The organism is Amycolatopsis echigonensis (genome assembly GCF_002846615.1).
GTDB classification, from domain to species: domain Bacteria; phylum Actinomycetota; class Actinomycetes; order Mycobacteriales; family Pseudonocardiaceae; genus Amycolatopsis; species Amycolatopsis echigonensis.
On record NZ_PJMY01000003.1, the window covers coordinates 1,921,633 to 1,948,299 of the forward strand.

Sequence of the window (26,667 nt, forward strand, 5' to 3'; positions counted from 1 at the left end):
GCGGGGTGCGTTCGTGCGCGCGAACAGTCAAAATGTTCTCTGTGGCACAACCGACGACGCAGCTGAACGCGACGGAGCAGGACACTCTGGTCAAGCAGATCGGACTGGCCCTGCTTCGCGCCGCCCCCCGCGACTGGCGCAAAGTCTCCGCGGAGTACCGAGCCGTCGGCAGGTACCACGAGCTGACCGGCGAGATCGTGCTCGAGGACGGCTCCACGCAGGAATGGATCGCGACGCACGACATCGCGACCCTCTTCGGGAGGCTCCGCGCAGGCATGTACCGCGACGGCCGCGGCACGTGGTTCAACGCGCGCTACCAGCTGGACCACCCCTCCAGCTACAACCTCGAGTACAACCGCGACGAGCCGGCGTGGCACCTCGCCCCGCCGCCGCAGGCGTACTCCGACGAGCTGCGCATGTTCCCGCGCACCGAGGAGAACGTGCCGGAGTGGCTGATCCGCCGGATGTCCGGCCTCGGCCCGGAACAGCCCGGACCGCACTTCCGCATCGCACGGATCTTCGACACCATCGGTCCTGCCGGCCGCCCGGTCATCAACCGTCCTGACCTGGACGTCGACGAGCAGGACCGGCTGCTGGACTACCTCGACCACGCACCCGTCGTGGTCCAGGACCGCGGCTACGACATCGACCGGCTCGCGCAGACCCCCGAAGCGACGGTCCCGGTCGCCTTCCACAGCGACGGCCACTGGATCTGGCCTGCCGCGGTGAACTTCTACCTTCGCACGTACGGCGTCTCGCCGGAAGCGGACCTGATCGAGCACATCCGGGCGAATGGCTTCCAGCTTCCGCAGGTGGACGACCTGACCCTGCAGGGGGCGGCGGCGTATCTGACCCGTGGAAGCCAGACCCCGCAGCAGCGACCCGCTCCCGGGGGCGGTCCTGGCGCCGGTGGTCCTGGCGCAGGCGGACCGGGTGCTGGTGGTCCTGCTGGCGGTGGGCCTAACGCCGGTGGTCCCGGGGCTGGTGGTCCCGGTGGTCCCGGTGCCGGTGCTCCTGGCCCGGGCGGACCTGGCGCCGGTGGCCCTGCCGCGGGTGGTCCTGGCGGCCCTGGTGCCGGTGGCCCTGGCGGACCGGGTTCGGCTGGTGGTCCCGGTGGTCCCGGTGGTCCTGGAGCTCCGGGTGGTCCTGGCGGCGCGGGCAGCGCCGGTGGTCCCGGTGCGCCGGGCGGACCGGGCGCTGGCGGACCGAACGGCATCGCCGGACCCGGCGGACCCGGTGCCCCGGGCGGCCCCGGCGGCGAATTCGACGGCAACGGGCCTCGTTCGGGCGGCCCTGGTGGCGAGTTCGACGCCAACGGACCTGGTTCCGGCCGCCCCGGCGCTGACGGACCCGGTTCCGGAAGGCCTGGCGGCTCTGGCGCAGCCGGAGTCGGCGCAGCCGCGGCCGGACTCGGCGCGGCAGGTCTCGGAGCAGCCGCGCTCGGCGCGGCAGGCGGGTCCCACGGGCCCAGCCAGCCCAGCGGACCGGGCAATCCCGACGACTTCCGCCCAGCCGACGAATTCGCCAGGCCCGGCACAGCCGGTGGGCCGAACGGTCCTGGCCCCGACGGTTTCGACTCGGCAAACGAGTTCGGCGCCCCCGGCTCCCGCAGGCCCGGCGCGACCGGCGGCCCAGGCGGCCCCGCTCCCGACCGGCGCGGCCCTGCCGACGAATTCGACAGCCCCGGTTCCGGCAGGCCCAGCGCAGCTGGCCGACCCGACGGTCCCGACAACTTCCACCCGGCCAACGAATTCGACAGCCCCGGTTCCGGCAGGCCCAGCGCGGCTGGCCGACCGGACAGTCCCGACAACTTCCACTCAGCCGACGAATTCGGCGAGCCCGGCGCAACGGACGAACCCGGCTTCGACGATCGCGGCGCACACAGCGGCTCGGAGGATCACTTCGAGCCCAATGCGCCAGCCCACGGCGGTTCGGACCGGCGCGACCGGCCTGGTCCGCAGCAGGGCGCTCCGGGTGCCGCAGGCGGGCCAGGCGCGCCTAGCGCTCCGCAGGGCACGCGAGTGTCCGGCCCGGACAGCCCCGGCGGGGCACACGGCCTGGGCGTCGCCGCTGCCGCGGCAGGAGCGGCGGGAGTCGCGGGCGCAGTGGGAGCCGCCGCGAGCCACGCTCACGCCGCACCCGGCTCCGACGAGCACCCCGACGCGTCCGGCTACGACGACCGAGCCCACGACGCCGTCGGTTACGCCGACCCCGGCCACCACGACGCTGGCTACGAACAGCAAGGTCACCCCGACGCCGACCAGCACGGTCATGCCGCCGGTTACGACCAGCACGGCCACGCGGAGGACTACGACCGGCAAGACCGCGGCGAAGGCCAGCAAGGCCACGGCGAGCACTACGACCAGCACGACGACGGTTACGAAGAGCCTGGCCACGACGGCGGCTACCGCGCGCCCCACGGCGAGTACGACGAATCCGCACCGCACGACGCCCGCGGATACGACGCCGAGCCGTACGACGAGAGCGGTTACTCCGACCAGCACGGGTACGAGGACGCCGCATCCCACGAGGCTTACGCCGAGCCGCACGGATACGACGAAACCACTGGTCAGCACGGCCATGCCGAAGCGGGTTACGACGCGCCCGCGCACCACGCCGACGCCCGCAGCCGCGACGCGGCGGCCGACTACGACGACGACCACGGGTACGACGACCACCTCGACGCACACGAGAGCAAGATCCCCGGCGTCGGCGCGTTCGAGCAGCCCGCTGCCCCGAACGCGGAGGACGGGCTGGTCGGCGCGGATGGCCTCATCGGTGCCGACGGGCTCATCGGCGCGGACAGCTCCGCCGACGAACCCGCCGCCCCGCACCGGCACAACGCCGAGCCGGACGCGGGCCGTCGCAGCGCGGCACCGGACGACGTCCGCGCTGGCGATCAGGAAGGTGGCCGTCGGCGAGCCCAGCCGGACGCCGAAGCGGACGACAGCCGCCGGGAAGACGTGCCGCTGAACGCCGAGGACGGCGGACGGCGCGGGGCCGAACCCGAGGGCCAGGCCGAACCAGCGAACGAGCACGGCAGTCACGTCGGCGCGGCTGCCGCCGGGGTCGCCGCGGCTGGCGGGTTGGCCGCGGCGGGTCTTGCCGCCGCGCACGACCGGGGTCGCCAGAAGGAGGCCGAGGGTCGCCACGGCACCGCGCCGGAGCGTCCCGCGGAGCCGCCGTTCGAGCAGGACTTCGACGACGCGCAGTACGACCGCCACGACGAAGGCCATTACGACGACGACGACCACACCGACGTCCACCACGACCTGGTCTCCGGCCGCAACGGCACCGGTCCGGGCCACGCGGACGCCGACGAGGACGACACCGACGTTCACCAGCCGGTCGACGCCGAGGAGCCGGTGCTCTTCACGCACGGCAACGAACCGTCCCGCGACGACGACGAGCAGCGTGCCGAACTGTTCACGCACTCCAGTGGGTACGAGGACGACAACCGCCGCGCGGCCGAGTACGACGCGGGCCCGCCCACCGCGATGATCATGCCGGGGTCCGAGATCCCCGGCGGCCTTCCGGTGCCGGAGATGCCGGTGCCCCCGCCGTCCGGCGGGCGGCGCGCGGCACGGGAGCAGGCCGAACCGGCTCCGGTCGCCCGGCGGGAACAGCCTGTCCAGCCGGAGCTGACCGACCTTCAGGCGAAGCTCGACGAGCTGAACGTGCCTGAGGCCGCGTACCGGCTCGGCGGCCCCACCGAACGCGGATGGAGCGTCGAGCAGGTGGGCGAAGGCTGGCGCGTCGGCTGGTACGACGGCGAGCTGATCAACCCGGCGGTGTTCGGCGACGCGGAGGACGCCGCGGCGTTCATGCTCGGCAAGGTGCTGCTGCACCCCGACGGGTACGTCGCGGCGGAAGCCCCCGCGCCGGCTGCGCAGCCAGTCGCGAACGCGCCGAAGCCGCCGGTGGTGGCGACGTTGTCGCCCGAGGTCGCGACGGGCTCGTTCCCGGTCCGGCCGCGCGAGAACGTGCCGCCGCAGGAGCAGACCGCGTTCACGCCTGCCGATCAGCTGCTGGCCGACGACGAACCACCGTCCCGGCAGACCCCGCCGCCTGCCCCGCCGACGCAGGTCTCGGCACCGGTGAGCCCACCGACCCAGGTGGCTCATCCGGTCGGTGCCCCGCCGACGCAGGTCGCCTCGCCGGTCAGCGCACCGCCCACCCAGGTCGCCCCGCCGGTCAGCCCGCCGCCGCGGCGGGAACCGCCGGCCCGGCGCGAGGAACCGGTGCGCGCCAACGGAACCGGCGGCAGCGGGCAGTGGCCGATCGCGCCGCTGTCCGGGGAGCCGCCGCTGACCCTGTTCCGCGGCAAGGAACTGCGCGAACTGCCCGCGGGCAGCGAGCTGGACCGCTTCGGCGGCCCGAACGGCAACCTGACCTACGCGGCGGGCACCCCGTTCGAGGAGCGTTCGCTGGTGCCGGAGTGGGTGAACCGGCCGTACCACGTGTACCGGGTGCAGCGGCCGCTCGAAACCCTGGCCGGGGTCGCGATCCCGTGGTTCAACCAGCCGGGCGGCGGGTCGGCGTACCTGCTTCCGGCGAGCATCGAAGAACTGCTCGCCGAGGGCGACCTGATCGAACTCGACCCGGGCGAGCCGCCGATCGACTGAGGACGCGGAAAAGGGGCGGGGCCAGCGGGCTTCGCCCCTTTTTCGTGCCTGGAAGAGCTGGAAGCGCGCTACTTGACGACCAAGCCGTTGGCCGCGGCGAACGCCACCGCCAGTTCGACGTCCACGTAAGCGCCGCGCAAGTCCGCCTGCACGAGCCCGTTCGCGTCGACCGCCGCGCCGCGCAGATCGGCTCCGGAAAACTTCGTGCCGAGCATTCGGGACCCGGACAGATCCGTGCCCCGCAGATCGGAATCCGTCAGATCCGCCTCGTTGAGGTTCACTTCCCGCATCCGCAGACCCGACAGGTCCAGTTTCCGCAACCGGCCGCGCGCGAATGACGCCAGCGACAGATCGCATTCGGTCAGCGCGATCCCGGTGTAGCGACAGTCCACAAAGGACGAACCAAGCAGCGAGCACGACGACCATCGGCTGTCGGCGAGCACCGAGCGGTCGAACGTGCACGAGCGGAACGCCGACGCGTCGTGCCGCGAACCGGCGAGGTCGACCTTGGTGAAGTCGCAGTTGTCGAAGGTGCAGCCGCGGGTGCGCAGGTCGCGCAGGTCGGCCTCGGTGAAATCGCAACCCGCGAACTGGCGTTTTTCCCACCACTGGCCGGAAAGTCGCGCTTCGGTGTAGTCCTCGCCGGTCTCCGTCACCCCGACAGGATGACATCAGCCCCGGTGCCGCGTTGTCGACGGGGTGGCTGCGGGCCGCCATAAGGCGTGTGTCCACGAACTGTCCGCTGGTCATCGGAAGTCTCGCGATCTCGTGGGGATCCGCAGCCTCAGCTGCTCCAGTTTCTGCGCGCGCACGCTCGCGACGCCGTCCGCTTTTTCGAGCACTCCGTGCACCAGCAGCGCCGCGCTCCCTCGCGCGATCCGGTGGAACCGCTGCCACAGCCCGAGTGTGCAGATTACGTTCACCATGCCGGTCTCGTCCTCGAGGTTCAGGAACGTGACTCCGCCGGCGGTCGCGGGCCGCTGGCGGTGCGTGACCGCTCCCCCGACGAGCACTCGCTCCCCGTCGGACCGGTCCAGCAGCTTGTCGGCGGTGATGACGCCGAGCGCGTCGAGCCGGTCGCGGATGAACTCCGTCGGATAGCTGTCCGGCGAGATCCCGGTGGCCCACACGTCGGCGGCCGCGACCTCGAGCCCGTCCATCCCGGGCAGCATCGGCGCTTCCACGCCGACGCCGGTGCCGGGCAGTTTCTCCGGCCGGTCCTGCGCGACCGCGCCCGCGGACCACAATGCCTGCCGCCGGTCCGGTCCGAACGCGCTGAACGCGCCCGCGGTGGCCAGCGCTTCCAGCTGAGGCGTGGTGAGCCGGACACGCCGGCCGAGGTCGGACATGCTCTCGTACCGGCCGTTCGCCTGCCGTTCCGCCACGATCGTCTTGGCCAGCGTTTCGCCGATCATCCGGACAGTGCTGAGCCCACCGCGTACCGCGTGGAGTTTTCCGTTGTCCGGCAACGCTTCCAGCGTCGCATGCGGAAGACTCAGGTTGATGTCCGGGCCGAGCGTGGTGACGCCGTGCCGACGCGCGTCCGCCACCAGCGACTGCGGCGAGTAGAACCCCATCGGCTGCGCCCGCAGCAGGCCCGCGCAGAACGCGTCCGGGTGGTAGTACTTGAAGTACGCGCTCGCGAACACCAGATGCGCGAAGCTCAGCGCGTGGCTTTCCGGGAAGCCGAAGTTGGCGAACGCCTTGAGCTTCTGGAAGATTTTCTCCGCCAGCTCCGCGTCCAGCCCGTTGGCGACAGCTCCGTCGAGGAACCGCTTGTGCAGCCGTTCCATTTTCCGCTGCGACCGCTTCGACCCCATCGCGTGCCGGAGCTGGTCGGCCTCGGCCGGGGTGAAGTTCGCGACGTCCAGGGCGATCTGCATCATCTGCTCCTGGAACAGCGGCACTCCCAGCGTCTTCGACAGAGCTTTCTCCAGCAGCGGATGGTCGTACTCCCACTTCTCGCGCTCCTGTTTGCGGCGGATGTACGGGTGCACCGAACCGCCTTGGATCGGGCCGGGGCGGATCAGCGCGACTTCCACGGCCAGGTCGTAGAATTCCTTCGGCCGCAACCGCGGCAACGTCGCCAGCTGGGCGCGGCTTTCCACCTGGAACACGCCGATCGCGTCGGCGCGGCAGAGCATTTCGTAGATGTTCTGGTCGTTGAGGTCCAGCTCGGCGAGGTCGATCTTCTCGCCCTTGTATTCCTCGACCAGGTCGAGCATATAGTGCAGCGCGGAGAGCATGCCGAGCCCGAGCAGGTCGAACTTCACCAGCCCCGCCGCGGCGCAATCCTCCTTCTCCCACTGAAGCACGCTGCGGTTTTCCATGCGCGCCCATTCGACCGGGCACACCTGGCTCACCGGTTCCCGGCACATCACCATGCCGCCGGAGTGGATGCCGAGGTGCCGCGGGAAGTCTTCGAGGGCGAAGGCGAGCTGCACGACGTCGTTCGGGATGTCGTGGTCGTGGTCTTTTTCCGTGCTGCGCAAAGCGCCCCAGCGGTCGATTTGCTTGCTCCACGCGTCCTGCTGGCCGGGCGAGTAGCCGAGCGCTCGGGCGGCGTCGCGGATCGCGGAGCGGGCGCGGTAGGTGATCACGTTCGCGACCTGGGCGGCGTTGAGCCTGCCGTGTTTGCCGTAGACGTACTGGATCGCTTCCTCGCGCCGGTCGGACTCGATGTCGATGTCGATGTCCGGGTAGCCGTCGCGGTCGGGTGCGAGAAACCGTTCGAAGAGCAGGTGGTACTCGATGGGGTCGACCTTGGTGATCCCGAGCGCGTAGCACACCGCCGAGTTGGCCGCGGAACCCCTTCCCTGGCAAAGAATGTCGTTTTTCCGGCAGAACCGGACGATGTCCCAGACGATCAGGAAGTACCCGGGGAAGCCGAGCTTCTCGATCACCTCCATCTCGTGCTGGATCTGCCGCCAGGCCTCGTCTTCGTGGTCTTTGCCCGCGTAACGCTCCTTGAAGCCCTCCTGGACGAGTTTTCGCAGGTGCGTGGTCTCAGTCTCACCGGGCCGCACGTCGAACGGCGGCAGCTCCGGCTTGAGAAGCTCAAGCCGGAAGGCGCATTCCATGCCCAGCAATGCTGACCGCTGCACCGCGCCCGGGTATCGCTGGAAGACTTCCGCCATTTCGTTGCCAGAGCGCAGGAACGCGGCGGCGTCGCCGGGCAGCCAGCCTTCGAGGTCGTCGATGCTGCGCCGGGCGCGGATGGCGGCGAGGGCGTCAGCCAGCCTGCCGCGTTCCGGACGAGCGTAGTGCGCGGCGGTGGTCGCGACGGTGGGCAGCTTGAGTTCGCGGGCCATCTCGGCGAGCAGGTCGTTGTGCGTGCTGTCGAGCGGCTGGCCGTGGTCGATCAATTCGACATAGACCTGGGTGTGGCCGAAGAGATCGACCAGCCTCCGCAGTTCGGCGAACGCGGCGTCCGTACCTTCGCGCACCAGCGCGGACCGCACGGATCCCTTGCGACAGCCAGTAAGCACCGCGCATTGCCCCGCGACTTCCTCCGCTACGGCGGACAGATCGTAGATCGGACGGCCTTTCTCGGCCCGTTCCTCTTTTTCGTCGGCGTGGCCCCGCAACTGCCCGGTAGTGATCGCGCGGCACAGGCTGCGGTAGCCGTCGCTGCCGCGGGCCAGCAGCAGGAGGTGTTCGCCTTCGGGGTCGGCGACGCCGTTTTGCGGCCCGGACAGCCCGAAGCTCAGCTCGGTGCCGAATACCGTGGCGACGCCTAGTTCTTTGGCCGCTTCGGCGAAACGGACCACGCCGTACATGCCGTCGTGGTCGGTGAGCGCGATCGCGTCGAGCCGCAGCCGCGCGGCTTCCTCCACCAGTTCCTCGGGGTGGCTGGCGCCGTCGAGGAAACTGAAGTTGGAGTGGCAGTGCAGTTCGGCGTACGCCACTCGCGGCCCGGCTTCCAGGTCGCTGCGCGGCGGCGGGATGTCGGCGGGGCGGCGGTACGCCTCGCGTTTGCGTCCCCACGCGGGACTGTCGCCGTGGTCGCCGGGCGGTGTCCCGCCCGACAGCGCCCGCGCGAGGTCCTTCCACGGGACCGGCGGGTTGTTCCAGCCCATCGTCAGTCCATCCGGTTCTCGGGTGCTCGGCGGGGTTCCGGGATCAGCAGTGCGACCGGCACCGGGTCGAACGGGCACGGCGGTTCGACCGGGACTCGGGGCGCCGGCAGGTCGTAGTCCATCAGGTGCGGTTTCCTTCCGTTGTCTTCACCGGGTTTTCCGGTTTGCCGACCGGTTCGCAGTCTTTGTCCGTCAGTCATAACTTCCCTCCACTGTCCACACCGGATTTTCCGTTCCGGAGCAGAGGACGAGCACTGCCTCCGGTGCCTCGTTTTCCCCTGCCGCAAGCACTAGTTGCAGCCGGGCTTGCTGTGGTCCGGTCGAACGACGGCCCGACGTGACCAGCCATGGACCGGCCCATCCGGTGATCAGCCGCGGCGGCCCGCCCGCGACGCACAGTCCGTGCGGCGGCGCGGTCAACCGTTTGCGCGCGGTGAGGCCGACCGGCCGCCCCTGGTCGTCGATGACCTGGACGGGCAACGGTTGTTCCAGCACCGTCGCCGGGGACGGGGAGGGCAACCGGGCAGGCCACGTGGCGTCCGGTGGTCCGACAGGTTCCCGCGGATCGCCCCACGGAATGAGCCGGACCCGGCTCGCCGGATCACGCCCGCCGTCGAGCAACGGCGTGACCACGCCCTCCGGGCCGAGCAAGCCTTGCACCCGCACGAACGCCCGGCCAGCCCGTTCGGCAGCCAATTCCTCGTCCTCGCCTGGGCCAGTGCCGGGATCGCTTCCCCGCCACAGCCCCAGCTGCAATGACCTCCCTTCGACAGTCTCTTCCGGTTCGAGCCGCAACCGCGCGACCCCGGCCGTGGGCCGTTCGCCGGGCGCGGCCTTGAGCCAGCCCTCGAACTGCCACCGGACCCGGTCCGCAACCCCTTGCGGCGTCAGTGGTTCCGCACAACGCCAGACGCGACCGAGCTGTTCGCCGTTCTCGGTGGTCGCGTATATACCCAATCGAGTGCACGCGAGCCCGCGATCAGCGAGCGCGGCGTGGAATCGCGCGCCGAGTTTTTTGGCCACGAACGCGGCGACATCCACTCGGGCGAGCACCGGATCGAACGATTCGGCGAGCGACAGTTCCGGCGGCGGGCTGCGGCGCAACGGCGGCCGGTCGGACAGGCCCCGGGCCAGCCGGTGCGCGAGCACGCCGGTGCGCCCGAACCGAGCGGCTACGTCCCGCTCGCCGAGTTCGGCGAAGGCGCCGAGCGTGCGCAATCCGAGCCGGACGAGCAGGTCGACCAGATCCGCTCGCTCAGCATCCGGCTGGTCCAGCTCGGTCACCGGCAACGGGGCGAGAAATTCGGCACTCCGCCCCGGCTCGACCAGCGCGCCTTGCCGCGCGGCGAGGGTCGCCGCGAACAGCCCTTCCGCCACGCCGACCTGGCATTCGACCCCGGCTGCCGCGGCCACCTGGTCCACCAGTTTCTCCGCCAGCCGCGGTTCGCCGCCGAAATACCCGGCCGCCCCCGCGACGGGAACCGCGAGCAGCCCTGGCCGCACCACTTCCAGCCCGACGACCAGTTCCTCCACCGCCGACGCGACGTTCTCGAACAACCGCGCGTCCCGCGCCTCGTCAACGCCGAACACCGCCAGGTCGGGGCACTGGGATTCCGCTTCCCGCCGCCGCATGCCGCGCCGGATGTTCCGCGCCCGCGCGACCGCGGTGCACGCCACGACCCGGTTCGCGTGGAACACCGCCGCCGGCCGGGTAAGCACACTCCCCGCCGCGGCGACGGCAGCGACCGCGGGCCAGTCCGGACACCACAGCACCAGCATCCGCGCTGGATGGCGACGCGGGTCTTGCTGTCCTTTGTGGACATTTCGGTTCACCCGACTGCTTCTTCCCGTGCTGCGACGCGCTTCTCGCCGCGGGAAATCCGCCCGTCCGGACCGGGCAGAAGGACCTGCGCCGACCGGGGCCGGGCCGCTGCACCGCGTCCGCGGGCGTGCACTTCGACCGGACGGGAACGGAGGTGTCCGGCGCCGTGCTCGAGCACCCCGGTCCAAGCGCCTGGAGTGCAGTGCAGTTCGACGTCCGCGGAAGGCCAGTGCCCCAACGAAAGCAGCACCGCCCCGCGATGCCGAGCCCGCGCCGCGAGCCGGCGCGCGACGTCCGGCCGGACTGACCGAGGCTCGGTGACGACGAGGTCGACGCCGTCGAGCAAAGCGGCCATCACTGCCTGGTATTCGGCCCCCGGCTGAGGAACCAATGCGAGCCGCGAAACGGCGACCCCATGCTCAGCCGCCGCGACAATCCCCAGCGACGGGGCCCCGACCACCGCCGCCCACGCCCCGGCGACGGTCGCCTCCGCGAGCAACGCGAACAGCAGCGAGGTGGAGTGGTGAACCGCGACGATGCTCCCGCGCCGCAACCCAGCCCCGGGCAGGAGATCGGCCAGGGCCGGGGCGACGGGAAGCATCCGCCCGGCGGCCTGCCCCCAGTCGGCCCGGGAAGCCCGCTCCGCGGCGACGGTGCTGGCGGTGCTGACGCCGGGGAGGGCGGTCAGTTTGGCCAACGGATGTGCCGGATCCGCCGGTGAGGATGGGTCAGCGGGATGGAGCCGAGTCGGAGGACGGAGTTTCGAGGGTTCGGGGGTTGCCGGGTCGGGTGAGGGTGTCGGGTGCAGTGGGGTCGGAGGGGTGAGCGGAGTTTCGGGCTGAGTTGCCGGATCCGGTTCAGCGCCTGAAGGAGTTTTCGGACGCAGAGGAGACGGTGGATTGGAGGGAGTTTCCGGATCCCTTGACGAATCAGCCAGGATCGGCGGACGAAGCCGGGTGGGCGGCTCGTCCGAAGTCGTCGGCTCAGGCGAGTCAACTAGCGGGTGTAGGCCAGCCAGCGGCGCACTCGGGGTCGAGGGCGCGGGCGGAGTTTCCGGGCTCGAGTCGGCTGGAGTGAACGAGCGAAGCTGGCTCGCCGGTTTGAGTGAAGTCGGTGAATCACCGCGCGGGCCAGCAGATGACACGGTCCCGGAGGGAAACGAACGAGGCTCACTCCCGGGTTCTGCCGATGAGCCTGACCGGGTCTGCGACTCGGGCGAAGTTTCCAGGCTCAAGTCGGCTGGAGCAAACGAACATAAACGAGACGGCGAATCATGGTCAGCAGGTGAGCCAAAAGGCTGCGGGCGTGCTGGTGAATCCGGCTGACTCGCCGGCTGGAGCGGAGCCGGTGAATCACCGTGCAGGCCAACAGATAACGCAGTCCCGGCGGGAAACGAACGGGGCTTACGACCGGGTTCTGCCGATGGGCCTGACCGGGCCTGCAAACGAAGCCCGGTCGACGAAGCGGTTTCTGCAGCCCCGCTGGAACTGGATGGCGTCCATGGTCCGAACGCTGTGTCCAGAGAACTCAGCCGGGTACGGGATCCGGTCTCCCCCACCGAGAACGTCAACCTCGGCGAACCCGAGGACATCGCGGCGACCGGCGTCCGTTCCTTCGCCAATGCTTCGATCGCCGACCACGGCACCAGTACTTCCCACGAGCGTGCCGGCCGCGCCTCCGGCACGCTCGTGGGCGCGGAAGCCTGGGGTTCCGCGGCGGAAAAGACCTCCCGAGACGACCGGCCAGGTTTCTTCAGCGGGGCCGCAATCCCCGCAGCGCCAAGGGGATCGGCCGCAGCAGGGTCAGCGGGCAGAACCGGAGCGCTCAGTTTTCCGGGCACGGCCGAAGAGCCACTCGCCTCAGAAGCGGCCTCGGCCAGAGACCAAACGCCGCCTATTCCCGGCACCGCCGCAGCGCGACCCACTCCAGAAGCCGCCCCGGCCGCAGCTACAGCGTCACCCGTCGCAGAAACTCCCACGGCCGCCTCAGCCAAGGCTAAAGCGCCGCCCGCGCCAGACGCCACTCCAGCCAAGGCCGAAGCACCGCCCACGCCAGACACTGCCTCGGCCAAGGCTAAAGCGCCACTCGCACCCGAAGCCTCCCCAGCCCAAGCCGAAGCGCCACTCGCACCCAAAGCCGCCCCGAACGCAGCCCGAGCTTCCCTAGCCCGGGAAGCCCCCAAAGCCGTCCCGGCCATGACTGAAGACCCGGTCGCCGCCACAGTCCCCGAAGCCACCCCGGCCAGGGCCGAAGCACCTCCCGCTCCAGCAAAACCAGCCAGAGCCGAAGCGCCACCCGCTCCGGAACCAGCCGCACCCGAACCGTCCGCGAAGGTCACCCCGGCTTCACAAACCGCCCCCGCGGCCTCTGAAGCCTTTCCCGCGATCTCCGAAGCAATCCCCGAAGAAGCAGCCCCCGAAGCCGCTCCGGTCGTCACCGGTTTCCTCCCTTCCTCCGAATCGACCGACGGCCCGTCCCGGGCCAGGTCGTCACACCAAAGCCCGGGACGGACGCCGACACCGCGGGGAAGGCGGTTCCGCATCCTCATCCGTGCGGAAACCGCACGGTCACCCAACAATCACACCCAAAAACACACCGCTGCGCCGAACAGAATCGAACACCCGTTCGACACCATCCAGTCTCGCCCGCCCCTCCCCGGCTGTCAAGCGCGAACGGAGAAAGAACCCGGAAGATCACCGGACACCAGGAAAACCGCTCTTTACACTGGGAACCCTGATGAAGACAGGACACATCGCCCTGCGGGGTTTCGCCGAAGCTGACCTGCCCGTACTCGACCGGTTCTCCACGGACCCGGACGGCGCCGGGACTTTCCAGTGGACGAGGTTCACCGGACCGCAGGCACGACGCCGGTTCGCTGAGGACGGGTTCCTCAGCCCCGCGTCAAGCGCGGTCGCGGTGACTGTCGACTCGGTCGTCGCCGGGATGGCCACCTGGGAAGCGGCCGACCGGGGCGGGCCCGCCGGCGGGTGCTTCCGGGTCGGCGTCGCGCTGCTGCCCGACTATCACGGCCACGGCACCGACGCGAAGGCGTACCAGCTGCTCGTCGACCAGCTCTTCCGGCACACCCGCGCGCACCGGCTCGAAGCCTTCGTCGACAGCGAGGACCTCGCCGGGCAGCACACGCTGGAGAAGGTCGGCTTCCACCGCGAAGGCCTGCTGTGCCAGGTCACCTGGCGCGACGGCGGCTACCGCGACGAGGTCGTCTACGCGATCCTGCGCGAGGGATGAAAAACCGGCCGGGACCGAAAGTCCCGGCCGGCCAGCAACAACAATCAGTGCGCGAAGTGGCGCGTCCCGGTCAGGTACAACGTGATCCCGGCGGCCTCGGCGGCGGCGATCACCTCGGCGTCGCGGATGGACCCGCCGGGCTGCACGACAGCTCGCACGCCGGCCTCGATCAGCACCTCGAGCCCGTCCGGGAACGGGAAGAACGCGTCCGACGCGCCGACCGAGCCCTTCGCCCGGTCGCCCGCCCGCGAGACCGCCAGCCGCGACGAGTCGACGCGGTTGACCTGTCCCATGCCGACGCCGACGGTCGCCTGCTCGTGCGCCAGCAGGATCGCGTTGGACTTCACCGCGCGCAGGGCCCGCCACGCGAATTCCAGGTCCGCCAGGGTCTGCTCGTCCGCGGGCGAGCCGGTGGCCAGCGTCCAGTTCGCCGGGTCGTCGCCGGGGGCGTCGATCGCGTCGGCGGTCTGCACGAGCACGCCGCCGGAGATCGGCCGGACCTCCACCGGGGCCGCGTTCTCGAGCGCGGGCAGCTTCAGCAGCCGCACGTTCTTCTTGCGCTGCAAGATCTCCAGCGCTTCCGGCTCGAAGTCGGGGGCGAGCACGACCTCGGTGAACACCTCGGCGATCTGCTCCGCCGCCACGACGCTCACCGGCCGGTTCGTGGCGATCACGCCGCCGTACGCGGACACCGGGTCGCAGGCGTGCGCCTTGCGGTGCGCTTCGGCGATGTCCGTACCGACAGCGATCCCGCACGGGTTGGCGTGCTTGATGATCGCGACAGCCGGCTCGGAGAAGTCAAAGGCGGCGCGACGTGCGGCGTCCGTGTCGACGTAGTTGTTGTACGACATCGCCTTGCCGTGAAGCTGCTCCGCGTGCGCGAGCCCCGGCTGCGCGCTTCGGTACAGCGCTGCCTTCTGGTGCGGGTTCTCGCCGTAGCGCAGTACGTCCGCACGGTCCCACGTCGCGCCGAGGAAGTCCGGGAAGCCGCTGTCGTCCGCAGGCGCGTACGCGTTGGCGAACCAGGACGCGACAGCCGTGTCGTACGCAGCCGTGTGCGCGTACGCCTGCGCAGCGAGCCGCTTGCGGTCCGAGAGTTCGAAGCCGCCCGCGGAGACCTGCTCAAGCACCCACGCGTACCGCGCCGGGTCCACGACGACAGCGACACTGCCGTGGTTCTTCGCCGCCGCGCGCACCATCGCGGGACCGCCGATGTCGATGTTCTCGACGCAGTCCTCGGGGCTCGCGCCGGATGCGACAGTCGCCTGGAACGGGTACAGATTCACCACGAGCAGGTCGAACGCCGCGATGTCGAGCTGCTTGAGCTGCGCGACGTGGTCGTCATTGCTCTGGTCGGCGAGCAGACCGGCGTGCACGCGCGGGTGCAGCGTCTTGACCCGGCCGTCGAACGACTCGGGGAACCCGGTGACCTGCTCGACCGGCGTGACCGGAACCCCGGCGTTCGCAATGACCTTCGCCGTGCCGCCGGTCGACACGATCTCCACGCCGGCCGCGTGCAGGCCGGTCGCGAGCTCGAGCAGGCCGGCCTTGTCCGAGACGCCGATCAGCGCGCGCCGGACCGGGCGCCGTCCCTGTGCTGTGCTCACGAAAACCTCACCTTTCGTCCGTCCACGGTGCACCCACCACGGCCGAGTCGCTCGATCGTTTCAACCAGCAGCCTGCGTTCCACGGCTTTGATCCGCTCGTGCAGGACGTCTTCGGTGTCGTCGGTCTCCACCGGCACCGCCTCCTGGGCGATGACCGGCCCAGTGTCCACCCCGGCGTCGACGAAATGCACCGTCGATCCGGTGACGCGCACGCCGGCGGCCAGCGCGTCGGCGACCGCGTGCATCCCGGGGAACGACGGCAGCAGCGCGGGGTGGGTATTGATCACGCGGCCCGCGAACCGCGACAGGAACTCCGGCCCGAGGATCTTCATGAAGCCCGCGGACACCACGAGGTCGGGCTGGTAGGCCGCGACCGCCTCGGCGAGCGCGCGGTCCCACGCGGCCCGGTCCGGATGATCCGCGACCCGCACGGTGAACGACGGCACGTCCGCCCGTTCCGCTCGGGCAAGCGCCTCGATGCCGGTGCGATCGGCTCCGACCGCGACGACGGTGGCCGGGAACCCGGGCTGCCCGGCGGCGTCGAGCACAGCCTGGAGCAACGTGCCGGACCCGGACGCGAGCACGACGATCTTCACCGGAGTGGGCAGTTCCAAGCGGCTGGCCAGAACGGGCTCCTTGCACGGCGGTGCGCCTCGGGCGCACGGCGCTTCACCAGGTCGCCCCAACCCTAACGGTCGTCCTCGGCGGGCTTCGCGTCGCCGGAGTCCTCGGTGGACTCGGTCACAGCCTCCGGCTCTTCGGCGGGGGTTTCGGGCTTGTCTTCAGGCTTGTCCCCGGTCGCGGCGGCTTCGGTTTCCGGCTCGTGCTCGGGCAGGTCGAGGCCCAGTTCCGCGTCGGCCTCGGCGTCGAAGTCCTCGTCGTCCTCAACCAGGTCCGAGTCCTCCTCGGGGGCCTCGGATTCGTCGTCGGGTTCTTCAGCGTCTTCGGAATCTTCAGCGGCTTCGGCGTCTTCGGATTCCTCGGCCTCGTCCGTGTCCGCGACCTCCTCATCGGACTCGGACTCCTCCGCCTCAGCACCTTCGGACTCGGCTTCGGGCTCGGCCTCGTCCTCCACCTCAAGCGAGCCGACCGGCCGCATCGGAGCGTGCGCCCCCGCGAAGAAGGCCACGAACCCGGCCGGAATCACGATCCAGCAGAACGCGACGATCGACGCCACCCCGACCGGCACGCTGACCGGGTCGAACGGACCGTCACCCAGCCGTCCGCCGGCGAGCGTGCCGAGCAGCACGCAGCCGAACCCGACCACCGCGCCCGCCACGACCACCACCCGCAGCCGAGCCGCCGGATCGTCGTCCACCGCGCGGACCGACCAGCCGACCAGCACCCCGACCGCCAGCGGCAGCACCAGCAGCGCCGGCCACCACGACGCGGCGTGCTCGGGGATGCCACCGAGCAGCGGAACTCCGGGGACGGAACCGCCTCGGTAGCCGATGAGGTGCACGCCGAGGCCGCCGATGCTGAATCCGGGTCCGCTCACGAACGACATCGCGGCGACCACGGCGTTCGGCAGGTATAGGACGGAAAGCAGGAACAGGCCGAAGCTGCTGCCGAACGACGGCTCGAACAGGCTGGACACCGTGCGCGCGGACAGCGCCATGGCGGCGGTCAGCGTCAGAGCGCCAGCGGCCAGCAACGCGAACAGCCCGAGCAGGCCGGCGCGCAAACCGCGAAGAGCCAGCGGGTCGAGCCGGTCGGCCAGTACCTGCGGCATTCCGAACCGGCGCAGCACCCCGGCGGTGGCGGCGAGTCCGGAGATCACCGCGGGCACCACCGCGGCGAGCGCGAGATTCGCCCGGACCGGTTCGCCGATCGACAGCAACGAAATCAGCAGGCCGAACAGCAGATGCGCGCCGGAAATCGTGGCGATCAACGGGACCGTGTGCCGCAGCCTGGCGCAGCGAAGCCGTTGCACGGCCCTGGCCGCCGCCCGCGCGACGAGCAGCACCACGCCGACTGTCGGCAGCAGCGGGAGCATGCCGAGCGGATGGCCGCCGATCCCGAGTTCGACCTGGTAGGCGGCCAGCCAGCCAGGCCCCGCCGACAGCAGCACGCCGCCCGCGGAGAAGATCGCGTGCTCGGCGGTCAGCGTGACGAGCGCGAGCAGGGTGGCGACCACCGCGTAACCGGTGACGAGCGGGCCGAGCGCCGCGACGAGCAACACCCGCAACCGGGGTGCCTGCGGGACATCCTGGTCATGGGAGTCGCCCACCGGCTCGTCGCCCGCGGGGCGGCCGGGACTGGTGAGCACCTGCATGTCCCCGACCATGACATCCGCGCTCGGCCGTCCGGGTGAGGCACGCCGCCCGGTTGACGTGGTGAATCCAACGCCCACCCGGTCGTGGCACCAGGTCAATAAAAACACCCGCTGTGACACGGAGAGTCACAGCGGGTGGGTAATGCGAAGGGTTTTCAGCCTTGCTGTCCGAAACCTCCGGGCGGCGTGCCCGGTTTGTTCTGCTCCGACGGCGGCTGGAAGAACTGGCCCTGCTGCGGCGCGTACGTCGTGGCCTGCCCGCCCGGCGGCGGCGTCGCGGGCGGCTGCTGCTGGGAGGACGGCGGCTGCTGCTGCCCCGGAGCCTGCTGCGGCGGCTGCTGGCTCTGCTGGCCGAGCCCCGGCTGGTACTGCGTCGGCTGGTACTGGCCCTGCTGCCCGTAAGGCTGCTGGTAGGCCGGGGCGGACGGCTTCGGGGCCGGCGGCTTGAGCACCTCGTACTCGAAGAGCAGCACGGCGACCGACGCGGCCATCTGCAGGAGACCGAGGATCAGCACCACGATCACGATGGCGGACGTTCGCCCGGAGATGACGGCGTCGAGCGCGCCCAGCCCGCCGAGCACGCTGAACAGCGCGGCGAACGGCAGCGTCTTCGGCCCCTTCGGCAGCAAGTTCAACGCCGACAGCAGACCGCCCACGAGCAGGAACAGAATGGGCTGCCCAGCCGTGCCCGCTTCGGTAGCGAAACCGAGGAAGTACTCCACCAGCCCCAGCCCGGCCACGCCGAGGGAGAGCAGCAGCGGAAGGTTCGGCGGCGCTCCGGCGCCCGCGGCAGGCGGGCCCTGCTGCGGCTGGGGCTGCTGCGGGAACCCGCCCGACGGGGGCGGTCCCTGGGACGGCTGGCCCTGCTGGGGGTAGCCGGGCCCGCCACTGGGGAAGGTCATCGGAAACTCTCCTGTCTCATCGACCGGCGGTTCGGGATCCTGCGACGCCCGGGGCGCACCGGCGGCGTCCCCCCGCTCACGAGTGACTGCACGCTAGCGCATCCGCCATGGGCGTCCGCGACGTTGGACGCACTGACCGCCGGATCGGTTGCGGCCGGAAACGACGAAGGCCGGGCACCGTATCGGTGCCCGGCCTCCGCCAGTGGAGTCGCTGCTGGTCAGCCGAGGCTGTTGTACAGCTCACGCGCGAGAACAGCGGTCTCGCTCGGGGTCTTGCCGACCTTGACGCCGGCGGCCTCGAGGGCCTCCTTCTTCGCCGCGGCGGTGCCGGACGAACCGGAGACGATCGCGCCCGCGTGTCCCATCGTCTTGCCCTCAGGGGCGGTGAAGCCCGCGACGTAGCCGACGACCGGCTTGGTCACGTTCTCCTTGATGTAGGCCGCGGCGCGCTCCTCGGCGTCGCCGCCGATCTCGCCGATCATCACGATGACCTTGGTGTCGGCGTCCTTCTCGAACGCCTCGAGGGCGTCGATGTGGGTGGTGCCGATGATCGGGTCGCCGCCGATGCCGACCGCGGTGGAGAAGCCGATGTCGCGCAGCTCGTACATCATCTGGTAGGTCAGCGTGCCCGACTTCGACACGAGGCCGATCGAGCCCGGGCCGGTGATGTCGGCCGGGATGATGCCCGCGTTCGACTTGCCGGGGCTGATCACGCCGGGGCAGTTCGGCCCGATGATCCGGGTCTTGTTGCCGGTCGCGACCGCGTGCGCCCAGAAGTAGGCGGAGTCGTGCACCGGGATGCCCTCGGTGATGACGACGGCCAGCGGGATCTCGGCGTCGATCGCCTCGATGACCGCGTCCTTGGCGAACTTCGGCGGCACGAAGATGACCGACACGTCGGCGCCGGTCTCCTTGATGGCCTCCTCGACCGTGCCGAACACGGTGAGGTCCTTGCCCTCGATGGTGACCGTCTGGCCGGCCTTGCGGGCGTTGACGCCGCCCACGATGTTGGTGCCGGACTTCAGCATCTTGGTCGCGTGCTTCATGCCCTCGGAGCCGGTGAGCCCCTGGACGATGACCTTGCTGTTCTCGTTGAGGAAGATCGACATCTCACGCACCTGCCGCGGCGAGCTCGGCAGCCTTGTCGGCCGCGTTGTCCATTGTGTCCACCACGGTGACCAGCGGGTGGTTCGCGTCGGCCAGGATCTGGCGACCCTCGACGACGTTGTTGCCGTCCAGGCGGACGACCAGCGGCTTGGTGGCCTCGTCGTCCAGGATCTTCAGCGCCTCGACGATGCCGTTCGCGACCGCGTCGCAGGCGGTGATGCCGCCGAAGACGTTCACGAACACGCTCTTCACGTCGGTGTCGTTGAGGATGACGTCCAGCCCGGCCGCCATGACCTCGGCCGACGCGCCGCCGCCGATGTCGAGGAAGTTGGCCGGCTTCACGCCGCCGTGCTTCTCGCCCGCGTACGCCACGACGTCCAAAGTGGACATCACGAGGCCCGCGCCGTTGCCGATGATGCCGACCTCGCCGTCGAGCTTGACGTAGTTGAGGTTCTTGGCCTTGGCCTTCGCCTCGAGCGGGTTCTCGGCCTGCTTGTCGACGAGGTCCTCGTGCGCCGGGTGGCGGAAGGAGGCGTTCTCGTCGAGGGTGACCTTGCCGTCGAGGGCGATGATCTTGTCCTGCGGGTCGCGAACCAGCGGGTTGACCTCGACCAGGGTGGCGTCCTCGGAGACGAAGGTCTCCCACAGCTTCACCACGACGTCGGCGGCCTCGTCGATGATCTCGGCCGGGAAGTTGCCGGCCTTCAGGATCTCGAGCGCGGTGGCCTTGTCGACGCCCTTGATCGCGTCGACGGGGATCTTCGCGAGCGCGTCCGGGCGCTCGACGGCGAGCTGCTCGATCTCCATGCCGCCCTCGGACGACGCCATCGCGAGGAAGGTGCGGTTGGCGCGGTCGAGCAGGAAGGAGAAGTAGTACTCGGACGCGATGTCCGAGGCTTCCGCCACCAGCACGCGGTGCGTGATGTGGCCCTTGATGTCGAGGCCGAGGATGGCTTCCGCCTTCTCCTTCGCCTCGTCGGGCGTCTGGGCCAGCTTGACGCCGCCCGCCTTGCCCCGGCCGCCGACCTTCACCTGCGCCTTGACGACGACCTGGGTGCCGATCTGCTCCGCGGCGGCCTTGGCTTCTTCCGGGGTGCTTGCCACGGAGCCCGGCAGAACCGGTACTCCGTGGGCGGCGAAGAGATCCCTCGCCTGGTACTCGTAGAGGTCCACTACTCCAGTCTCCTGACGACACGCCACTGTGGTGGTCCGTTTTCCGGACCGCGCTGTCGGACCAGTCGAGGTTAGCGACCAGCGCAGACGCAGGGGACGCCGCACCTGGTGAAGTCGGTCACCGTGCGCGGTCAGAGGGTGTGCCGAGGGTGTGAGACCGCACACCGACAAGCATTTCGGCGGCCTTTTCGGGGCTTTCCTCGCCGAGTTCGACGACGGTGGTGCCGGGAAGCGCTCCGGCAAGCCCCTCGGGGAGCGGTCCGCCGAGGAGGCCCAGAATGTCTGGATCCTCCTGTTCGGCGGTGCGCACGATCTTCTCAGCCGTGTCGAGGTGTCCTACATGGACGACTTCGAGACCGGCGTCGCGCAGCATTCGCGCCAACGGAATCGCCGCGGTTTCTTCGGCCAGCTCCACGAGAACGACGCGGCGCGGGCTCACTTCTTCGCACCGGCGGCCGCGGTGACGGCGGCGACCACTGCCGCCACGACCGCGGCGAGCCCGAGCCAGAACCCCGCGCCCGGCTGTGCGCCGCCGAATGCCGAGCTGACCAACGGGACCTCGGCGACGTGCAACGCGAGGAGCACGGCCGTTCCGGCCAGCCCCGCCGCCGCGGCGCCGGGCCGCGAACGGACGCTCAACCCGAGCGTCCCGAGAACGACGAGCAGCGCGGCGAGCAACCCCCACGACGGGGTGTCGAAATCGGACCAAAGACCGGGCGTCGCGTAATCGGGCGCGGTGAATACCGGCGTGCCGAACGTCGCGATCGCCAGCACCGCGGCGATTCCGGCGGGAAGCAGGACTCGGGGCCGCGGACCTTCGGTACCGGTGTCGTCGCGTTCCACCACGCCGGTGATCACCGCGGCCAACGCGGTGAGCCCGGCGAGCCCCAGCGCGATCGCGGTGAAAACGGCTCCCGCACCGAGGCGGTAGTTGATCGCGCCGCCGAGCCCGCCGAGCCCCGTCGCTTCGGAGGCGGTGATGGCCGTGCTGAGCACGGCTGTTCCCGCGAGGACGACGCCAGCCCACAACACCGCGAGAATTCCGCGCGCGGCTGACGCCGTGCGCCGGGCGAGAAGGAAAGGTGTTGGCAGCACGACAAGAATCGCCGCGACCAGCAGTTGCCACCGGGCCGGACTGTCCGTGCCGGTGCCAAGCTGCGGAGCGTACGCGCCGATCGTCGCCGCGATTCCAGTCAGCAGTGCGAGCAAGGCGGTGAGCGCGCGCCAGATGGTCAGCCCTGGCACGCGGGCCTCGCCAGCCAGATCGGTGCGCTCAGTTTGCGTCTGCTGCGGTGTCGCAAGTGGAGTGAGGACGAGGACCAGCACCATCGGCACGACGGCGAGATACGCGCCCGTCGACACCTCCAGCCCGGGCACGGCCAGCCCGGCGACGAATGTCGGCACCGCGACCGCGAGCACCGCCGCGACGAGCCCGCCGAGCGTCCCGCGAGCGACGCCGTCGGATCCGGCGAAAACCCCGAGCACCGCCGCGATCGGCAACGCACCCGCGAGGAGCAGGTACCCGGCGAGCGCTAGTCCGGGACCCTCAAACGCTGACCGCGCAAGGAGAAACGGGTCGTCCGAGAGCACGGGGGTCATCAGCAATCCGACCGCGGCGACGACGGTGAGCAGCGGAATGATCAACCGCCAGCGGCGTTTGTCGTCGCCTCCGTCGATCTCGTTGCGTTCGCGCACGACGCGCGCGGCCGCGATCCCGGCGACGAGCGTCAGCAGGTGCCCGGCGATCAACAGCCAGAACCCGATGCCGACACCGCTGCGGTCGAGAAGCCGGTCCGGGAGGTACAGCTCGGGGCGGATGGTCCTGGAGCCGTTGACGAGGAATTGGAGATCGAGGATCAGCCGCCCCGGCGCGAGAGCGGCGAGACCGGTGACGAGACCAGCGGCGAGCCCGTGCCGCCCGCTGCGAGCCGCCGCGACCGCGATCCCGGCCGGGACGACGGCGAGGATGACGAGGAGCGGCCAGGAGAGGTAGCCAGGCCCGGCGTCCGGCGAGACCGGTGCGATGGCGCCGGCGGCCAGGGCGAGTGAGCCGACGCCGAGGAGAGCGGTGGCGGCTCGAAGCCTTGGCGAGGGGGTCTGGTCGGTGAGCTCCAGGAGGTTCTGCGGCTCGCCTTGCTGGCTCGACTCTCGACGGCTGGGGATGGTGCGGGGCGTGGACCTCGGCTCAGCCGGGATGGAAGCGGGGTTTTGACGGCTGGTCAGGCCTGCCTCGTCCCGCTGTTGCCTGGCGGACGACGCTTCTTCTCGGCTTCCTGCTGCGTTCTCGTCGCGCGGGTCGGCTGAGCCTCGCTTGGAAGTCGCTCTGGCACGGCGCACCTCGTCGGGTCCTTGCGCTGACTCGCCACGGTCTGCCGAGTTCCCCTCGGAAGTCGGCCCAGTTCGGCGCGATTCAGCTGCCCCTTCCGCTGGCGTCGACGCTTCGCGGCGGGACGAGCTTTCGGCAGAAGTCGCTCCGCCGCGGTCGGCCGGACTTGCCGGCCTCGGCTCGTCGCCGCTGGACGAGTCAGCCGACCGTCCGGCGGAAGCGGTCCCGCGGCCACGGGGCGAGTCGGCTGGGTCCGATTTCGCCCGACTGGCGTCGCGGCGTGCTCGGGCTCGGGCGGCCGCCTTGCGCTCGGCGAGGCTGGGACGCCGGGGTCCGGCGGAACGGCCCGGGATGTCCGGGGCGGAATCGCCGTCGGAAGGCTCTGGGGTCGGCGGAGTCATCGCTCGCGACGCTAGCAAGGACCGGTCTCGGCGCGGGGACAGCAGGGCCGCCTCGACCAGGCCGGAACGCACTTCCAGGTGAATTCCCCGCCGGATGAACCTCGGGCCGTCCCCGCGCGTCTGACGGGTGCGAAGAAAAAATCCGCCGATCCGCGTAAGAGGGGCGCGGGCCGGAGGTCTCGACGGCAGAGGGAGCGGAGTGCCGGAGGGAGCGTCGAGGAAAAAGTTCGGGGAAGTCGCGTAAGAGAGTGGCGTTCGGGGCGTCACTCCGGCGCGGGACGAAGCACGGGGACACATCGCGGGGGCGATGGACGAGGTCGGATGCCTGTTCGCGGCAGGTGCCCGACCAGGTCGCGGAGGGGAGCCGCGGCGGGTGTCGGCAGGTCGTGGGGACGGCTTGCCGGGACTGAGGTGGAGAGGGCCGAGACCTGCCGGGGAGGGCAGGTGAACGGCCATCTTGCGGAGGGGAGCCGCGACAGGCTTCGGCAGACCGTGGGGACGGTCCGCCGAGGATCGGGGACAGGGACGGCCGAGACCTGCCGGGGAGGGCAGGCATTCGGCCGCACCGCCGTGAACAGCGGAAACGGGGATCCGACCGAGCGGGAGAGGGTTGACCGAGCCCGCGTGGACGCCGGTAACCACTTGCGTCGCGGAGGTTGCCCGCCGACGGGTTCCAGGGGGTTGGAGACGCGGGCCGAGGGGCAGAGCCTTGCGGGCGAAAGCGGTGAACCGCAGCGCCAAGGTCGTCGGAGGATGCTGGCAGGCCGCAGAGACGGTTGCCGCACCGAGCCGGAGAGGCTGGGCGTTGGCGGGAAACCGGGTTTGACCAGGCGAAGCCATCTCAACGCGGCCGAGTGCCGCGGACGGGCTAGGTCTGCGGTCCAGGCAGATGGGAGCGGGATGGTTCGTCACCGGATGGCTGGCGCGAAGCCTTCGAAAAGTGCCGAGCAGACTTGGTTCGAGTGAGCGGCGTCACATAATTCGGCGTGAAACTGCTTCAACGCACCCGGACGGCCGGTTATTTCGTCTGCGAGGCCGCCGGGAGGGCCTTCGGTGGCCTTGGTCCATCCGAAGGTATGTGACTCAACACACAATCAGGGAAGTAGTTTCCGATTAACTTTGGGTAGTTTCCACAGCTAGAAGCTCGATGCGCGCCACTCGTTCGGCCGAAAGGCCGGTCGCGTCTTGCTCATTGAGGCACCGTTTCGTTACTGTCCTCCGGTCCCCATTACAGTCAGGTCACGAAGCACGACGCTGAGCGAATCACCCCCGAGGTTCGTTCACGGGATCCCCCGCCCGAGTCCGCTTCCGCCCGACTCCCCGACGATGGAAGGCCCTGTCTTGGCTTCACACCGCTCCCCCGGCGGCCAAGCCCCTTCCCCGGCGCTGAAAGACGCACTGGATGGTGCGGTCATCCGCGTCCGGGGACAGCACCGCATCTCCCCGCCCTCCTCCGCCCTTCGCGGGCGAGTCGTAGTCGCGGCCGTCGCGGCTGGCGCGTTCGCCGCAGCCGCCGCCGGGCAGACCTTCAAGGGCAGCAGCGGCGGCGACTCCGACGCCTCCGCCACCCCGCTCGCCAACGCACAGAACGCGAGCGCCTCGTTCACCCTCGGCAGCGCGGGCTCCGGGGGAGCTCCCGAACTGCTGCCGACCGGCCACGCCGTCGACCCCTCCGCCGAAGCCGCGAAGATGGCCGACGCCGCCAAGGTCACCCAGGCACGCGTCCAGGCGGAAAGCGCGGCCGCGCGCCAAGCCGCCGAAGAGGCCTCCCGCCCGAAGACCTGCCTCCCCGCTCACGGCACGTTCACCTCCGGCTTCGGCGCCCGCTGGGGTACGAGCCACCTCGGCATCGACATCGCCAACTCCATCGGCACCCCGATCTACGCCGCCTCCGACGGCACCGTCATCCAGGCCGGCCCCGCCAGCGGTTTCGGCCTCTGGGTACGCATCCAGCTCGACGACGGCACCATCCAGGTCTACGGCCACATGAACAGCTTCTCCGTCCGCGAGGGCCAGAAGGTCAAGTGCGGCGAGCAGATCGCCGAGATCGGCAACCGAGGCGAGAGCACCGGACCGCACCTGCACTTCGAGGTGTGGCAGGACGGCACCAAGAAGATCGACCCGCGCCCGTGGCTCGCCGCCCGCGGCGTGAACGTCTGAGCCGACCCGCGTTTCTTGCCCGTCGGGCGGGGCCCGGCACAGTGGTAGTTACCGCCGCATGAGGCCGCGTGAGCTTGATCCGCACGGATCGCTCTAGACGGCTCGCGGCGGAAACGCCTTCGCACGCAAGAACCCTGGCGACTGTCCCGCATCGCGTTGTGCGCTGGGCCGACTCGATCAGCGGCAGAACTTAGGCGCTGCTCGGCGAAGCAAGACGACGCCTCTTCTGCCAGCCCACCCGAGACGCAGAGACGGCCGTGATCCCCGCCTTCCCGCAGCGCCCCGGTTGAAAGTCGCTCCGAACAAGCGGCGCGCACCAGCAGGGAAAACATCGCCAGTCAGGTGCAGGGACGCGGTCGACGGCGTCACGGATCATTGCCTGGTAGGCGACGGACGAAGTAGGCGACTGCTACCTGCCACACCGTGCACAGGTCCGCGCGTCTTCGCCACGGCATCCATCGCGCGACGCCCTCGTCGGCGCGCGATGCTCCTCCGCACACGACGCATCTGCCGTCTGCGCCCAATGCGTGCTGCCTCAGCAGCGCGCACCATGCCGCGGCCAGCCGTGCCACATCCCCTGGCACGTCCCGAGCTGGCCGGGTCGCCGTCCCCACAGCAACCGTCCCCGCGACTCTCCTCAAGTACTCCTGTACCCCAGCGGCAAATACCCCAAACAGCACCGCGTCCATCCCCCTGCGTCCCTTCATAGCGTACCGCATTTCATCGAACTTGTGTTCGATGAAGCTCAGTATGCCGGAGGGGACCGACAAGATCATCGGGTTCGCCGGGGAGTTCACTCGGTTCGGCGAAAGATGTCCAGAACGGGGCGGGATAAGCATCGCGACCCCAGCGAGAGCGGCAAAGGCAGGGCGGTGACGGTGCTAGGACGGCTGGAGAGGCAGCTGAAGCCGAGCAGCGCCGTGCGAAGGCCGAGCGGATCC

The 26,667-nt window shown here is 70.3% G+C and carries 15 protein-coding genes; 3 read left to right on the forward strand and 12 right to left on the reverse strand.

Features of this window, described 5'->3' with window-relative positions; all coding sequences use genetic code 11:
• The first annotated feature begins 32 nt into the window (after positions 1-32).
• On the forward strand, positions 33-4,625 hold the full coding sequence (locus tag ATK30_RS47095; protein WP_341867345.1) for a glycohydrolase toxin TNT-related protein: 4,593 nt from the start codon (positions 33-35) through the stop codon (positions 4,623-4,625).
• A gap of 68 nt (positions 4,626-4,693) precedes the next feature.
• Here the strand turns inward: ATK30_RS47095 and ATK30_RS13630 are convergent, their stop codons facing one another.
• The 4 genes from ATK30_RS13630 to ATK30_RS13645 form a co-directional block, all read right to left on the reverse strand.
• Entirely contained in the window at positions 4,694-5,281 is a 588-nt protein-coding gene (locus tag ATK30_RS13630) for a pentapeptide repeat-containing protein (RefSeq protein WP_101435925.1), read from the reverse strand.
• 90 nt (positions 5,282-5,371) lie between these two features.
• Positions 5,372-8,704, reverse strand: coding sequence for an error-prone DNA polymerase (locus tag ATK30_RS13635; RefSeq protein WP_101435926.1), 3,333 nt, complete (start codon positions 8,702-8,704; stop codon positions 5,372-5,374).
• 192 nt (positions 8,705-8,896) lie between these two features.
• The gene (locus tag ATK30_RS13640; RefSeq protein WP_167442170.1) at positions 8,897-10,483 is read right to left on the reverse strand and encodes a DNA polymerase Y family protein; all 1,587 of its coding nucleotides are present in this window, start codon (positions 10,481-10,483) and stop codon (positions 8,897-8,899) included.
• 50 nt (positions 10,484-10,533) lie between these two features.
• A complete protein-coding gene (locus ATK30_RS13645; RefSeq protein ID WP_101440812.1) occupies positions 10,534-11,127 on the reverse strand; it encodes a hypothetical protein in 594 nt (197 codons plus the stop codon).
• A gap of 2,135 nt (positions 11,128-13,262) precedes the next feature.
• Here ATK30_RS13645 and ATK30_RS13650 point away from each other — a divergent pair.
• Positions 13,263-13,775, forward strand: a complete 513-nt coding sequence (locus ATK30_RS13650) for a GNAT family N-acetyltransferase (protein WP_101435927.1) — start codon at positions 13,263-13,265, stop codon at positions 13,773-13,775.
• 44 nt (positions 13,776-13,819) lie between these two features.
• On the opposite strand, the gene purH is transcribed toward ATK30_RS13650, so the two are convergent.
• The 8 genes from purH to ATK30_RS13690 form a co-directional block, all read right to left on the reverse strand.
• A complete protein-coding gene (gene purH / locus ATK30_RS13655) occupies positions 13,820-15,382 on the reverse strand; it encodes a bifunctional phosphoribosylaminoimidazolecarboxamide formyltransferase/IMP cyclohydrolase (RefSeq protein WP_101435928.1) in 1,563 nt (520 codons plus the stop codon).
• Positions 15,379-15,996: a phosphoribosylglycinamide formyltransferase gene (purN, locus tag ATK30_RS13660; protein WP_101435929.1), complete on the reverse strand. Its 618-nt coding sequence runs from the start codon at positions 15,994-15,996 to the stop codon at positions 15,379-15,381. The genes purH and purN overlap by 4 nt, the downstream gene beginning before the upstream one ends.
• A 74-nt stretch (positions 15,997-16,070) precedes the next feature.
• Positions 16,071-17,657, reverse strand: coding sequence for a cell division protein PerM (locus ATK30_RS13665; RefSeq protein ID WP_244194606.1), 1,587 nt, complete (start codon positions 17,655-17,657; stop codon positions 16,071-16,073).
• A 155-nt stretch (positions 17,658-17,812) separates the two neighbouring features.
• Positions 17,813-18,559 carry a DUF5336 domain-containing protein gene (locus ATK30_RS13670; RefSeq protein WP_101435931.1) on the reverse strand — a complete coding sequence of 249 codons (747 nt, stop codon included), beginning with the start codon at positions 18,557-18,559 and terminating at the stop codon, positions 17,813-17,815.
• Positions 18,560-18,777: 218 nt separating this feature from the next.
• The gene (gene sucD / locus ATK30_RS13675; RefSeq protein ID WP_037356476.1) at positions 18,778-19,668 is read right to left on the reverse strand and encodes a succinate--CoA ligase subunit alpha; all 891 of its coding nucleotides are present in this window, start codon (positions 19,666-19,668) and stop codon (positions 18,778-18,780) included.
• A 1-nt stretch (position 19,669) separates the two neighbouring features.
• Complete coding sequence (gene sucC / locus ATK30_RS13680; RefSeq protein WP_101435932.1) at positions 19,670-20,839, reverse strand: ADP-forming succinate--CoA ligase subunit beta; 1,170 nt, start codon at positions 20,837-20,839, stop codon at positions 19,670-19,672.
• A gap of 118 nt (positions 20,840-20,957) precedes the next feature.
• The gene (locus ATK30_RS13685) at positions 20,958-21,278 is read right to left on the reverse strand and encodes a hypothetical protein (RefSeq protein WP_101435933.1); all 321 of its coding nucleotides are present in this window, start codon (positions 21,276-21,278) and stop codon (positions 20,958-20,960) included.
• Positions 21,275-23,176 (reverse strand): hypothetical protein, encoded by a 1,902-nt coding sequence (locus ATK30_RS13690; protein WP_244194607.1) that lies wholly within the window; start codon positions 23,174-23,176, stop codon positions 21,275-21,277. Before ATK30_RS13690 ends, ATK30_RS13685 begins: the two co-directional genes overlap by 4 nt.
• Before the next feature lie 1,731 nt (positions 23,177-24,907).
• Here ATK30_RS13690 and ATK30_RS13695 point away from each other — a divergent pair.
• Positions 24,908-25,726, forward strand: coding sequence for a M23 family metallopeptidase (locus ATK30_RS13695; RefSeq protein ID WP_220817076.1), 819 nt, complete (start codon positions 24,908-24,910; stop codon positions 25,724-25,726).
• Positions 25,727-26,667: the final 941 nt, after the last annotated feature.

Coding starts and splice junctions, on each gene's coding strand:
- ATK30_RS47095 (WP_341867345.1), top strand. CDS start 33: ATGTTCTCTGTGGCACAACCGACGACGCAGCTGAACGCGACGGAGCAG.
- ATK30_RS13635 (WP_101435926.1), bottom strand. CDS start 8,704: ATGGGCTGGAACAACCCGCCGGTCCCGTGGAAGGACCTCGCGCGGGCG.
- ATK30_RS13640 (WP_167442170.1), bottom strand. CDS start 10,483: ATGCTGGTGCTGTGGTGTCCGGACTGGCCCGCGGTCGCTGCCGTCGCC.
- ATK30_RS13645 (WP_101440812.1), bottom strand. CDS start 11,127: ATGCTTCCCGTCGCCCCGGCCCTGGCCGATCTCCTGCCCGGGGCTGGG.
- ATK30_RS13650 (WP_101435927.1), top strand. CDS start 13,263: ATGAAGACAGGACACATCGCCCTGCGGGGTTTCGCCGAAGCTGACCTG.
- ATK30_RS13665 (WP_244194606.1), bottom strand. CDS start 17,657: ATGCAGGTGCTCACCAGTCCCGGCCGCCCCGCGGGCGACGAGCCGGTG.
- ATK30_RS13670 (WP_101435931.1), bottom strand. CDS start 18,559: ATGACCTTCCCCAGTGGCGGGCCCGGCTACCCCCAGCAGGGCCAGCCG.
- sucD (WP_037356476.1), bottom strand. CDS start 19,668: ATGTCGATCTTCCTCAACGAGAACAGCAAGGTCATCGTCCAGGGGCTC.